At 71.3% G+C, this 12,352-nt stretch carries 9 protein-coding genes and 2 pseudogenes; 5 read left to right on the top strand and 6 right to left on the bottom strand.

Features of this window, described 5'->3' with window-relative positions; genetic code table 11:
- Positions 1-156: 156 nt before the first annotated feature.
- Both CLM62_RS42545 and CLM62_RS42540 read left to right on the top strand, forming a co-directional pair.
- A complete protein-coding gene (locus CLM62_RS42545) occupies positions 157-657 on the top strand; it encodes a metallophosphoesterase (RefSeq protein WP_095755240.1) in 501 nt (166 codons plus the stop codon).
- A 96-nt stretch (positions 658-753) separates the two neighbouring features.
- Entirely contained in the window at positions 754-1,164 is a 411-nt protein-coding gene (locus tag CLM62_RS42540; RefSeq protein ID WP_095755239.1) for a DUF2267 domain-containing protein, read from the top strand.
- Positions 1,165-1,506: 342 nt separating this feature from the next.
- On the opposite strand, the pseudogene CLM62_RS42530 reads toward CLM62_RS42540, so the two are convergent.
- Positions 1,507-1,697, bottom strand: a pseudogene (locus CLM62_RS42530) (XdhC family protein); the annotation flags it as partial.
- 200 nt (positions 1,698-1,897) lie between these two features.
- On the opposite strand from CLM62_RS42530, the gene CLM62_RS42525 reads away from it, so the two are divergent.
- Together CLM62_RS42525 and CLM62_RS42520 are read left to right on the top strand one after the other, a co-directional pair.
- Positions 1,898-3,868 carry a translation factor GTPase family protein gene (locus CLM62_RS42525; protein WP_095755238.1) on the top strand — a complete coding sequence of 657 codons (1,971 nt, stop codon included), beginning with the start codon at positions 1,898-1,900 and terminating at the stop codon, positions 3,866-3,868.
- 92 nt (positions 3,869-3,960) lie between these two features.
- The gene (locus tag CLM62_RS42520) at positions 3,961-5,820 is read left to right on the top strand and encodes a cellulase family glycosylhydrolase (protein ID WP_095755392.1); all 1,860 of its coding nucleotides are present in this window, start codon (positions 3,961-3,963) and stop codon (positions 5,818-5,820) included.
- Positions 5,821-5,979: 159 nt separating this feature from the next.
- On the opposite strand, the gene CLM62_RS42515 is transcribed toward CLM62_RS42520, so the two are convergent.
- Positions 5,980-7,230: a YncE family protein gene (locus tag CLM62_RS42515; RefSeq protein ID WP_095755237.1), complete on the bottom strand. Its 1,251-nt coding sequence runs from the start codon at positions 7,228-7,230 to the stop codon at positions 5,980-5,982.
- 194 nt (positions 7,231-7,424) lie between these two features.
- Between CLM62_RS42515 and CLM62_RS42510 the strand changes: the two genes are divergently transcribed.
- Positions 7,425-8,126 carry a TetR/AcrR family transcriptional regulator gene (locus tag CLM62_RS42510; protein ID WP_095755236.1) on the top strand — a complete coding sequence of 234 codons (702 nt, stop codon included), beginning with the start codon at positions 7,425-7,427 and terminating at the stop codon, positions 8,124-8,126.
- A gap of 103 nt (positions 8,127-8,229) precedes the next feature.
- On the opposite strand, the pseudogene CLM62_RS42505 reads toward CLM62_RS42510, so the two are convergent.
- The 4 genes and pseudogenes from CLM62_RS42505 to CLM62_RS42490 form a co-directional block, all read right to left on the bottom strand.
- Positions 8,230-8,586, bottom strand: a pseudogene (locus tag CLM62_RS42505) (bifunctional 5,10-methylene-tetrahydrofolate dehydrogenase/5,10-methylene-tetrahydrofolate cyclohydrolase); the annotation flags it as partial.
- Positions 8,587-8,782: 196 nt separating this feature from the next.
- Positions 8,783-9,145 carry a nuclear transport factor 2 family protein gene (locus CLM62_RS42500; protein WP_095755235.1) on the bottom strand — a complete coding sequence of 121 codons (363 nt, stop codon included), beginning with the start codon at positions 9,143-9,145 and terminating at the stop codon, positions 8,783-8,785.
- Between the two features lie 168 nt (positions 9,146-9,313).
- Positions 9,314-10,516: a type III PLP-dependent enzyme gene (locus CLM62_RS42495; protein WP_095755234.1), complete on the bottom strand. Its 1,203-nt coding sequence runs from the start codon at positions 10,514-10,516 to the stop codon at positions 9,314-9,316.
- Positions 10,513-12,285 carry an IucA/IucC family siderophore biosynthesis protein gene (locus CLM62_RS42490; RefSeq protein ID WP_095755233.1) on the bottom strand — a complete coding sequence of 591 codons (1,773 nt, stop codon included), beginning with the start codon at positions 12,283-12,285 and terminating at the stop codon, positions 10,513-10,515. The genes CLM62_RS42495 and CLM62_RS42490 overlap by 4 nt, the downstream gene beginning before the upstream one ends.
- Positions 12,286-12,352: the final 67 nt, after the last annotated feature.

The raw sequence follows: 12,352 nt of genomic DNA, 5'->3' as shown, positions 1-12,352 counted from the left end.
CCCCCCTCAAGTCGCTTGCCGTGGGCGGAGCGGCTGGTTGCGCGTGGGCAGATGCTAACGCCACCGCCCATGAAGTCCACCACCGGGCTGCCGCTCCCCCAAGTCGCGTGGCAGCCTTGCCCGTCCACCGGGAGCCGATCGGCCTAGGCTGACCTCGTGCGCCTGCTCCTGATGTCCGACACCCATCTCCCCAAGCGGGCCAGGGAACTGCCCGCGCGGCTGCTCGCCGAGGTCCCGCGCGCGGACGTCGTGTTCCACGCCGGGGACTGGGTCGACACGGCCACCCTCGACCTGCTGGAGAACCGCTGCCGCCGGCTCGTCGGCGTGTACGGCAACAACGACGGGCCGGAGCTGCGCGCACGGCTACCCGAGGTGGCGTACGTCGAACTGGCCGGCCTGCGCTTCGCGGTCGTCCACGAGACGGGCCCCGCGCAGGGCCGCGAGGCCCGCTGTGCCGCCCGCTTCCCGGACACCGACGTGCTGGTCTTCGGACACAGCCACATCCCCTGGGACACCACCGCCCCCACCGGCCTGCGCCTGCTCAACCCCGGCTCCCCGACCGACCGGCGCCGCCAGCCCCACTGCACGTACATGACGGCGACCGCGGCCGACGGCCGGATCACGGACGTGACGCTGCACCGGCTGCCGCCGCGCTGACGGCCGGTTTCGGGCGCAACGACCCGGGCACCCGGGACGCCCGACGACCAACCGCGTCGCCACCGAAGCCGAAGCGACCATGAGGTGGTGTGAGTCATGCAGCACGACGCGTTCATCGGCCAAGTGCAGGCCCGAGCCCGGCTGGAGAGCCGAGGGTCCGCCGAACGGGTGACCAGGGCCAGTCTGGAGACGCTGGGGGAACGCGTGCCGTCCACGGTGGCCGAGAAGGCCGCGGCTCAGCTTCCGCACGAGATCGGTGAGCATCTGCGCCGCGTGGCGCATGCGCCCGGCGAGCCCTTCACCGGTGAGCGGATGACCCCGGCGGACTTCTTCACCCGGGTCGCCGAGCGGGCCGGCACCTCATACCCCAAGGCCATCCACGAGGTCCGCTGCGTCATCGAGGTGGCGGACGAGGCCACCAACGGGGCCCTCGGCACCGACGTCCGCCCGTCCCTCGACGCCGAACTCGAATCCGTCCTCTTCGCGGGCAGCAGCGGCCACACGTGAAGGCGGCGCCCGGCGATCGTCGGAGGCCGGCCCCGCGCCAAATTCGGTGGAGGCACAGCCTGTTGCCCGGCTGAACCGGGGCACGTGCTGATCGACTCCCCGCTCGTACGCAGGCTGCTCGCCGCCCAGTTCCCGCGGTGGGCGGACCTTCCCCTCACCCCGGTCCCGCATTCCGGCATGGACCACGCCACCTTCCGGCTCGGCCCCGACCTCACCGTCCGGCTGCCGCGCTACGCCCGCTGGGCGGACCAGGTCGCACGCCAGGTCCTGTCGTCACATTCCCGCCTGCCCAGCGACGCCATGCACGCCGCCCACTGCCTTAAGGGCGTGTTTCCAGGCGGGGGCCAGCTCGAAGACCGCCCCCTCCACACAGCCGCCGGACACGCTGCCCACGACCTCGTCGCCCGGCCCCACGGCCATGGCCGCGCCCGGGTCGCGCGGGGCACTGCGGCTGACCGCGACGACCGTGGCGAGCCCGAAGGGTTCCCGGTCCGCGTACCAGCGGCCGAGCACCGAAGGATGTCACGCACCATCGGCTCCTCTCCGGTCCATCGGCCGGTGAAAGCGTCGCATCCGGACCGTCACACTCCCAGCGTTAATCCGTTGCCGCCGCGCTCGCCCGTCTGCTGCACTGCACGGACGAGTCGTCGAAACATCCGAGGAGCAGCAATGCGAGCACCGTTCATGTCCGCCCAGGAAGGAATGACCCCCATTTCAAAGGACATGACACTTGGTGCACTTGCTCAACCTCGGCATCCTCGCGCACGTCGACGCGGGTAAGACCAGCCTGACCGAGCGGCTGCTGCACACGGCCGGCGTGATCGACGAGATCGGCAGCGTCGACGCCGGCAGCACGCAGACCGACTCCCTCGCGCTGGAGCGGCAGCGCGGGATCACCATCAAGTCCGCCGTCGTCTCCTTCGCGCTCGGCGACGTCACCGTCAACCTCATCGACACCCCCGGCCACCCGGACTTCATCGCCGAGGTGGAGCGGGTGCTCGGCGTCCTGGACGGCGCGGTGCTCGTCGTATCCGCCGTCGAAGGCGTCCAGGCACAGACGCGCGTGCTGATGCGGACCCTGCAACGGCTGCGCATCCCCACGCTCGTCTTCGTCAACAAGATCGACCGACGGGGTGCGCGGTACGAAGGCGTGCTGCGGGCGCTCTCCGAACGGCTCACGCCGTCCGTCGTACCGATGGGATCGGCCGACGGACTCGGCACGCGCGACGCCCGCTTTACCCCCGGCCTCGGCCCGGCCGCACTCGACGTGCTCGCAGACCAGGACGACGACCTGCTGTCCGCCTACGTCGAGGGCACCGTCTCCGAAGACCGGCTGCACACGGCCCTCGCCGCACAGACCCGGCAGGCGCTGGTCCACCCGGTGTACTTCGGCTCCGCCGTCACGGGCGCCGGGGTGAACGAGCTGATCACCGGCATCAAAGCTCTGCTGCCCGCCGCCGACGGCGACCCCGACGGCCCGGTCTCCGGCACCGTCTTCAAGGTCGAGCGGGGCCCGGCGGGGGAGAAGATCGCCTACGCGCGGATGTTCTCCGGCACCCTGCGCACCCGCGACCGCGTCCCCTTCGGCGACGCCCGCGAGGAGGGCCGGATCACCGCGATCGGCGTCTTCGACCACGGCACGGACGTCCGGTGCGACGCGGTCCCGGCGGGGCGGATCGCCCGGCTGTGGGGCCTCGTCGACATCCGGATCGGCGACGCCCTCGGCGAACCCCGCAAGGCGTACGGCCGTTTCTTCGCCCCGCCGACCCTGGAAACGGTCGTCGTCCCGGGGCCGGGCACCGACAGCAGGACCCTCCATCTCGCCCTCACCCGCCTGGCCGAACAGGATCCGCTGATCGACCTGCGGCACGACGAGGTGCGGCACGAGACGTCCGTGTCCCTGTACGGGGAGGTGCAGAAGGAGGTCATCCAGGCCACTCTCGCCGACGACTTCGGGCTCGACGTCACCTTCCGGGAGACAACGCCGCTGTGCGTCGAGCGGCCGGCGGGGACGGGCGAGGCGGTCGAGTTCAACAAGAAGGACGCCAACCCCTTCCTCGCGACCGTCGGCCTGCGCGTCGCCCCCGCCCTGGCCGGCTCCGGGGTGGACTTCCGGCTGGAGGTGGAGCTGGGCTCCATGCCGTACGCCTTCTTCAAGGCCGTCGAGGACACCGTGCGGGACACCCTCGGACAGGGCCTGCACGGCTGGCAGGTCACCGACTGCACGGTGACCATGACCCACTGCGGCTACTCGCCCCGGCAGAGCCACGCCCACCAGGGCTTCGACAAGAGCATGTCCAGCACCGGCGCCGACTTCCGGGGGCTGACCCCGCTGGTCCTGATCGAGGCGCTGCGGCGGGCGGGCACCGTGGTGTACGAGCCGATGCACCGCTTCCGCTCCGAGGCCCCGGCGGACACGCTGGGTGGCCTGCTGCCGGTGCTGGCCGCACTGCGTGCCGTGCCGCGGACGACCGAGACGCGCGGCGACTCCTGCGTACTGGAGGGTGTGATTCCGGCCGATCGGGTACACGCACTGGAGCAGCGATTGCCGGGGCTCACCCGGGGCGAGGGCGAGTGGGAGAGCGCCTTCGACCACTACGCGCCCGTCACGCAGGGCGCAGTGCCCAGGCGTCCGCGCACGGATCACAACCCGCTGGACCGGAAGGAATACCTGCTGAACGTGACGCGCCGTGTCGGTGGTTGAGCCCTCCGTGGTGGCCGAGAGTGAACTTGCGTGAACTTACTCCGGAGTCAGCACTGTTGACGGTGTCCTGAAATCACCGGACTGTAGTGGACATGCCGAATATACGCGCGCGTCTGCTCGTTGTTCTGGTTGTCCTCTCCGGATTCCTGACGGCGGGGGGCATCAGACCCGCCACCGCCGAAGCCCTGCCCGACTCCCTCTGGTTCGACGACACCCCCGTCACCGCGCGGGACGGCGGATTCACCGACGGCCTCGGCCGCGAGGTCGTGCTGCGCGGCTACAACGTCTCCGGCGAGACCAAGCTGGCCGAGAACAACGGCCTGCCCTTCGCCTCGGTCGCCGACGCCAAGAAGTCGGCGACCGCGCTCAGAGCCCTCGGCGGCGGCAACTCGGTCCGCTTCCTGCTCTCCTGGGCGTACGCCGAGCCCGTGCGCGGCCAGGTGGACACGGCCTACCTGGCCGCCGCCACCGACCAGATGCGCGCCTTCCTCGACGCCGGCATCCGCGTCTACCCCGACTTCCACCAGGACCTCTACTCCCGGCACCTGTTCGACCCGGACAGCTGGTACACGGGTGACGGCGCCCCCAAGTGGGCGGTGGACGCCGGGAACTACCCGGACGAAAGCTGCGGGATCTGCCTGTTCTGGGGACAGAACATCACCCAGAACGAGGCCGTGAAGCGGGCGTCGTACGACTTCTGGCACAACGCGTACGGTCTCCAGGACGCCTTCCTCACCACCGCCCAGAAGACGATGGCCTACGTCAAACAGCACGTCAGCGCCGCCCAGTTCGCGGGCGTCGTCGGCTTCGACCCGTACAACGAGCCGCACGCAGGCGTGTACGACTCGGGCCAGACCAGCCGCGCCTGGGAGCAGGACGTGCTGTGGCCGTTCTACGAGAAGTTCCGCTCCCGCATGGACGCGGCCGGCTGGCAGGACAAGCCCGCCTTCGTGGAGCCGAACCTGTTCTGGAACGCCAACATCGGCTTCCAGAAGCAGGAGGGCGGACTGCTGGACGCCGGCACCCTCGGCCCGGACTACGTCTTCAACACCCACTTCTACGACCAGAAGGCCATCTCTGGCGTCTTCATGCCGGGCAAGGCCGCGGACGGCCAGTACTCGGCCGACTTCGGGACGGTTCGCGACCGCGCGGAGGCCACCGACACCGCCGGCATCATCAGCGAGTTCGGCCACCCCCTGGCAGGCACCGTCTCCGACAAGGCCCCGACGGTCCTCAAGGGGATGTACCAGGCGCTCGACTCCCGCCTGCCGGGCTCCCGTTGGTGGTCGGATCCCGCCGGCTCCGGATCGGTGCTGTCCGGTACGCAGTGGCAGTGGGACATCTACAACGGACGCCACCACGAGCTGATGAACGGCAACCCCGACAAGGTGCTCACCTCCGGCGACGCCTGGAACGACGAGGACCTGTCGGCCGTACGCCTCGACGACTCGGGAAAGGCGACGCTGCGTCAGGACGCCCGGCTCCTCGACCGCCTCTACCCGAGCGCCACGGCCGGCACGACCGTCGCCTTCACCTACGAGGACCGCTCCCGTGACGGCTCCACGACCCTGACCTGGAACCCCGTCCCGAGCTCGCTCCCGAACGTCGCCCGGCTGGTGGGCTCGGGGCAGTACGGGCTCATGCTGTGGCGCTCCGACGGCACCTCGGCGCCCACCGAACTGCACCTCCCGGCATCCTTCCCGACCGCGACGACCACGGTGGTCTCCGACCTGGGCACGTCCTACGGCCCTCCGGCGTACACCCGCACCACCCCGATCGCGGCCGCCCGCGAGCCGGGCGGCACGGGCAGCCGCCGCCTCCTGCTCACCGCGCCCGACAACGGTGTCCTGCACTACGCGCTGGTCACCAACGGGGCGACAGCGCCCTCGGCGGACCTGCTCAACGCGGCCCGCTCCGAGCTGTCGGCGTGGGCGGCTCAGCGCGTCAAGTGAACCCGCTTGACCCTCTCCTAGGTCGTGCGGCAGCAGGCCTGTGCCCGCGCCGCCTCGATCGCCGCGCGGCACATGGCGACCGAGGACGGAGCGGGCCAGGCGGTCAAGGCCGTCGAGCGGCTGACGGCCTGACCTGTGGAAGGGCTGACGGGCTGAGCGTCAGGAAGCCGGGCCCGACCAGTTCGCGGCGACGTTACCGAGCCGTACGCGCTGCGGATGGTCGCCCACCGGTACGGACACCGTCTTGCGGCCGGTGGCGAAGTCGATCGCCGTGACCTGGTCGGTGCCGCTCTCGGAGACGACACAGCTCTTGCCGTCACCGCTGACGGTGGCCCAGTAGGGCTTGGAGGCGGTGACGAGCGGGCCCTCCTGGAGGGTGGCGCGGTCGACGACGGCCGCGTAGTCGTCCATCGTGCCCGCGACGCACAGCTTGGAGCCGTCCGGGCTCATCGAAATGCCGTGATGGCGCGAGTCGTTGACGAACGTGGTGCGGTCGTCGCTGGTCGCCGGGTTCTTCGGCAGTGTCTTCGTTCGGGTGATCTTGTCGGTGGCGATGTCGTACTCGAAGAAGCCGTTGAAGAACGACACCTGGAAGTACAGCTTGGACTCGTCGGGCGAGAAGACCGCGGGCCGGACCGCGTCGGAGTAGTCCTTGAGGCCGATCGCGTCCAGCCGCTCCCGCATGTCGATGACCTTGACCTGCTGGTACGTGGTCGCGTCGACGACGGTGATGCGCCGGTTGCCCTTCGTCCAGTCCAGCCACGGCGCGTCCGTCGCGGTGTTCACGTCGCCGATGGCCATGTTCCAGATGTACTTGCCGTCCTTGGTGAAGATGTTCTCGTGCGGCTTGTCGCCCGTGGGGAACGAGCCGAGCTGCTTTCCGGTGACGATGTCCAGCACGTGCACGGTGTTCCCGGTCGACGCCGACACCGCGACCCGCTTGCCGTCGGGGGAGACCGCCATGTGGTCCGATCGGTAACCCGACACCGGGAAACGCCAGTTGATGTTCCCGGTGGCGAGGTCGATCGAGACGACGTCGGCGAAGCTCGGCCGCGAGACGACGACCGACTTGCCGTCCGGCGTGGAGTACATGTCGTCGACGAACTGGTCGTGACCCTCGCCGACGGTGTTGCGGATGGTCATGAAGGCGATCCACCGGATCGGATCGGCGTTGATCTCCGCCATCCGCTGGTCCTTGTCGGGGATCACATTGATACGGCCGATCTTCGCGAAGTCCCCGGTGGACTTGATGACGTCGGCGGTGCCGTCCCAGTTGTTGCCCACGAACATCACCTCGCGCAGAGCGGCCGAGGAGTCCTGGGCCGCGGTGGCGGCGGTCGCGGGGACGGAGGCGGTCAGGACGAGGGCGGCGGCTACCGAGCACAGGTGCCTGGGGCGGAAAGCAGGCATGACTGCTCTCTCCTCTGCGGGTGGGGTTCGTGAGTAGGACATGCCAAAACAAAGCGGCGAATCTGAACACGCTTGGATTCAGAGTCAACTTACTGCAAAGTAAGGAAGGGTCGGCCTTCTCCACAAGACTGCGTACACGACAAAATTGGCGCGGGGCGGATCGTCGTACGGTGGAGCGGAAGTTGGGAGAATCGGTGACGGGCAGACTCAAGGCGCCGACCGGCCGGTACGGCGGAAAGTCGGCCGAGGAACGGCAGGCGGAGCGGCGCCGCCGTTTCCTCGACGCGGCGCTCCAACTGTTCGGGGACACCCCGGGCTACCGTGCCACCACCGTTGCCGCGCTCAGCGAGGCCGCGGGCCTGTCGACCCGTCAGTTCTACGAGGAGTTCCGCACCCTCGAGGACGTGCTGGCCGCCCTGCACCTCCAGGTCAACGCCTGGGCAGAGGAGGCGGTCCTGGCCGCCGTGGCCGGCGCGGAGCACCTGCCCCTCGCCGAACGCGTCGCCGCGCTCTTCCGCGCCTACGCCGCGAACGTCTCCGGCGATCCGCGCCGCGTGCGCATCACCTTCGTCGAGATCATCGGCGTCAGCCCACGCCTGGAGGAGCAGCGGCTGGCCCGCCGCTCCCGCTGGGTGAACCTGGTGTGCGCCGAGGCGGAGGCGGCCGTGGCGCGCGGGGAGGCGGTGCCGCGCGACTACCGGATCGCCGCCGCGGCGTTCATCGGCAGTGTCAACGGCCTGCTGCACGACTGGAACGCCGGGTGGGTGGACGCGACGCTGGACGAGGTCGTCGACGAACTGGTCCGGCAGCTGCTGGGAATTCTGCGGCCGGCAGGCTGGGAACCGGGCGTTTCCCAGGGCGGGGACGGCCTGCCGAGCCCCGCGGCTCCGGTTTGATCGCCGGCCGGTCCCTGACCCCCGAGCCGTCTCACCGCGTCCACCATCGGAGCGACGCCGTCCTCGCCGCGAGGGATCGGAAACCCTGATCTGGCTGCGCTGATCACACCCCGAGCGCCCCGAGTTGCCGGGCAGCGGCGTCCACGGTCTGTTCCAGCAGCGTGGCGATGGTCATCGGGCCGACGCCGCCCGGCACCGGCGTGATCAGCGAGGCCCGCTCCACGGCGGAGTCGAAGTCGACGTCGCCGATGGTGCCGGGGTTGTAGCCGGCGTCGATCACGACGGCGCCGGGCTTGATGTCCTGCCCCGGATCAGCCGCGGCAAGCCCCACGGCGGCGACCACGATGTCCGCCTCGCGGACGGCCGCCGACAGGTCCTGGGTACGGGAGTGGCAGTAGGTCACCGTCGCGTCGCGGGCGAGCAGCAGCATGCCGACCGGCTTGTCCAGGATCGCGCTGCGGCAAGGCGCCCTGCCTGGTGCGCCCCGTGAGGTCGGCCGCCCGCTCGGCGGTCTCCTCCACCATCCGCCGGGCGAGCGCGGTGCCGTCCATGAGCCGGGCCTGAGACATGATCCACTCCTGAGCGGGTTCGAACGGAATCGCCCAGGCGCACGGCATCCACGGTGCGGGCCGCTGCCCGGTGGTGCGTCGTCCCTCCTACTCGTCCCAGGCCTGGATGAGGGTCTGGTCGACGATCTTGCCGTTCCGCAGCGACACCATCGACTCGGCGAGGACGCGGACCCCGTCCGGGTACTCGCAGGACTCGCTGAAGGCGGCCTGGTCGCCCTGGATGACGCACCGCTCCAGCTTGTGCGTCATCTCGCGGCTGTAGACGTCGTTCAGCATCTCGCCGATCTCGTCACGGCCGTGCAGGACCTTGGGGTGGCTCGGCTGGGTGTTGCGGTCCACGACGCGTAGTTCGGCGTCGTCCGCGTAGAGCGACAGAAGAGTCTCCGCCTGTCCTTCGATGCCCCGGCGCAGCGTTTCCGTGTCGAAGCCGGGACGTGCCGCAGTGCCCATGGTGACCTCCTTCGAGGGCCGCGGCCCGCTGGGGTGCGGGCCGCTGGGGTACGGGCCGCGAGGGGCCTCTCCCTTCGAGGCTCCTCCGCCCCGGCGGGCTCGGCAAGCGCGGCGGCCGCCGGCATCACCGGTGTCACCGCGACCCCTCGCGAACGATGCTGTGTCACGTCATGCGGGCGGCGTGTCCAGGAAGTGGAAGCCGGGCCTGGGGTGCATCAGGAAGTCGTGGTGGGAGATGTTCCACGCATACGCACCCGCCAGCGCGAACACCACCCGGTCACCGGCCCTGAGCCCGGGCGCGGGCACCCGCCGGGCCAGGATGTCCTTCGGCGTGCACAGCTGCCCCGCCAGCGTGACCCTGCGCCCCTCGGCGCCCGGCCTCGGCCAGGGGTGCGGCCACGCGTCCACCGGCAGCACCGAGCAGGGCTGGTCGTGCCCCTTCGTCGCCGGGGTCCGCAGGTGGTGGGTGCCGCCCCGGACGACCGCGAACTCCTCGCCGTGACTGTGCTTCACGTCCAGCACCTCGGTGGCGTACCAGCCGCAGTACGCCGTCAGCGCCCGCCCCGGCTCGATGCGCAACGTCAGCCCAGGGTGGGCCTCGGTCAACCGGGCGAGCCCGCTGCCGTACGCCGCCCAGCCGAAGCGGTGCTCGGGGCGGGCGTAGTCGACGGTCATGCCGCCGCCGATGTTCACCTCGGCGAGCGGCACGCCGAGGCCCGTCGCCCACGCGACGACGGTCTCGGCCACCTCCAGCTGCTCCGGCACCTCCAGCCCACTCGCCAAGTGCGCGTGGATTCCGCGTAGTTCGAGGTGCGGATACGTTCCGTCGGTAAGCGCGCGGACGGCTTCGACGGCGTGGGCGGGATCCATGCCGAAGGGCGCGGGCCGACCGCCCATCGCCAGCGAGCTGCCCGCCAACGTCCCGTCGGCGACCGGCAGGTTGACCCGGGGCAGCACCGCCACCCGCCGCCCGGGTGCGATGCGCCGCGCCAACTCGGCCAGCATGCATAGCTCGTGCCCGCTCTCGACGTGGAAGCGGTCGACTCCCCTCTCCAGCGCGGCCGTCAGCTCGGCCGGCGTCTTGCCGGGGCCGCCGAAAGCGAGCGGCCGGCCCGGTACCGCCTCGGCGACATGGGCGAGTTCGCCGCCCGAGGAGACCTCGTAGCCGTCGACGTACGGTGCGAGCGCGGTGAGGATCTCCGGCTCCGGGTTGGCCTTGGCGGCGTAGTACAGCTCGACCCGCTCCGGCAGGGCGTCGCGCACGGCGGCGGCGTCTGTGCGCAGTGCCGTCAAGTCGTAGACGTACGCGGGCAGTTCGGTGGCCAGCAGGGACATGACGTGGTCGCGTACCGCGGGGGTCGGGTCGGTCATCGGGCATCCCCGGCCGGGTCGCGCAGGATGTCCTCGGCGAGCGGTGACGGCAGCCGGACGTATCCGGCCTCGCGGTCGGCCTTGCGCTCCCAGCGGGTGAGCAGGTTGGCCTTCGCGGGCAAGGGCACCCCGGCGAGCAGGGCGGCCAGGCGGGGCGGACAGCCGCGGGGGCCGGTGTACGCCCGGAGCGTGGCGCGCACCCGCGCCCACAGCGCGGCCTCCGCCCCCGGGTACAGGTCGGCGAGGGCGGCGAGCAGCTCGGCGACGTGGTTGACCAGCAGGCAGTAGACGACCCGGTCCCAGCCGCGCTGTGCGTCGTACGTCAGCGGGCCCGCGACCTCGGGCGGCAGCGCGGCGAGGGTCTCCGCGTGGTGCTCGGGCACCAGCTTGGTGCCCTCCAGGTCGCGGAAGAGGACCTGGGCGGGCCTGCCGTCGCCGTCGACGCAGATCAGGACGTTCTGCAAGTGCGGCTCCAGGACCAGGCCGTGGTCGAAGTAGGCGGTCAGGACGGGCGGGACGAGCAGATCGAGGTACGCCGACCACCAGTCGAGGGCCGCCCGCTCGTCCGCGCCGTCGAGGAGGCGGGAGAGGTGGGCGGGGCCGGTCGGGTACTCGTCGGCGACGGCGGCGGCGAGCAGGGGAGTGGTCCCCGGGGCGAGCCGGCGCGGCAGGCCTTCGCGGACGATGACGCCGAAGCCCTCGAACAGCGCGCGGTCCGGCGCCCCGTCCGGGCCGGGCAGGGCGAGAGTGCGGTAGGCGGGCTCGCGGAGCACGGCACTGCCGGGGTAGCGCTCGGTCAGGTCGGCGAGCGCCGGGGCCAGGGCGCGGGTGAGGGCTACCGCGCCGGACAGCTCATAACTGCTGTTCTTCCGCAGGCAGTTGGTGATCCGCACGTTCAGGCTGAACTTCAGGAACGTCTCACCGTCGTACAAGGTGCGCACGGACGCGGTGGCGGCGAACGGCCGTCCGCCCGGGCCGAGGTCGAGCACGTCACCGCTCGCGAGGGCCGCGCGCAGCGCCGGATGCTCGCGCAGCGTCTCGTACTGCCACGGGTGGGCGGGCAGCAGCCGGAATCCGTCGGGGGCGTCCGGGCGCTGCCGGTCCAGGGCGGCGGTGGCGGCGGCCTCCGCGGACTCCTCGGCGATCAGGTGGGCGCGGACGGCGAGGTGCCGCAGCGGGAAGACGGCCCCGGCCTCCGGCGCGTACGCGGACCACGCGCGCGGGTCGCCGGTGCGGGCCTTGGGGGTGGGATGGAAGCGGTGCCCGAACAGCAGCGACTGCTCGGAGGCGAGGTAGGCCGACAGCCGGTCGTCCGCGACGCGGTCGGCCCGCCCGGCGGACAGGGCGGTGGCGATCGCCTCGTGGCTGGAGGCGATCTGCTCCAGGAACTCCTCGTTGCGCACGCCGGTGCGCAGCCACAGCTCGTCGTGCGTGTACGCGGCCAGCCGCCGCCAGTCGACCTCGGGCCAGCCGCCGTCGCGCTGCTCGCTCACCGGGCCGGTGAACCGGTGCGCACCGAGCAGCGAGGTGCGGCGCAGGGCCACGCGCAGCAGCACTCCGCGACGGGGCAGCCGCAGCAGCAGTCGCCCGTCGCTGACGACGGACTGGTGCTCGGGCCCCGAAACCTCGCGCAGCAGACAGTTCAGGAGCGTGTGGGCCACCACCTCGTCGGCGGTGGGCAGGTCGGCGGGGGCGGCGGTGCTCCCGGGCGAGCGAAGCGAGATGGGGGTCCTCCCGGACGAGGTCTGGGGGAGGGTCAGCGAGGGCATCAAGGGCTCCAGCGGGTGCGGAACTTCAGTGGGGGAGAGTGATCGCGAGGACGGTGACGGCGGCAGT

The organism is Streptomyces sp. SA15, assembly GCF_002291145.1.
Classification (GTDB): Bacteria; Actinomycetota; Actinomycetes; order Streptomycetales; family Streptomycetaceae; genus Streptomyces.
The sequence above is the reverse complement of the archived record's forward strand: the minus strand, read 5'-3'. Positions and strand labels throughout refer to the sequence as shown.

Bases quoted from the DNA above. Each gene is read 5' to 3' on its own strand.
- CLM62_RS42490 (WP_095755233.1), bottom strand. From the start codon at position 12,285: ATGCCCTCGCTGACCCTCCCCCAGACCTCGTCCGGGAGGACCCCCATC.
- CLM62_RS42500 (WP_095755235.1), bottom strand. From the start codon at position 9,145: ATGGGCACTGCGGCACGTCCCGGCTTCGACACGGAAACGCTGCGCCGG.
- CLM62_RS42515 (WP_095755237.1), bottom strand. From the start codon at position 7,230: ATGCCTGCTTTCCGCCCCAGGCACCTGTGCTCGGTAGCCGCCGCCCTC.
- CLM62_RS42520 (WP_095755392.1), top strand. From the start codon at position 3,961: ATGCCGAATATACGCGCGCGTCTGCTCGTTGTTCTGGTTGTCCTCTCC.
- CLM62_RS42540 (WP_095755239.1), top strand. From the start codon at position 754: ATGCAGCACGACGCGTTCATCGGCCAAGTGCAGGCCCGAGCCCGGCTG.
- CLM62_RS42495 (WP_095755234.1), bottom strand. From the start codon at position 10,516: ATGACCGACCCGACCCCCGCGGTACGCGACCACGTCATGTCCCTGCTG.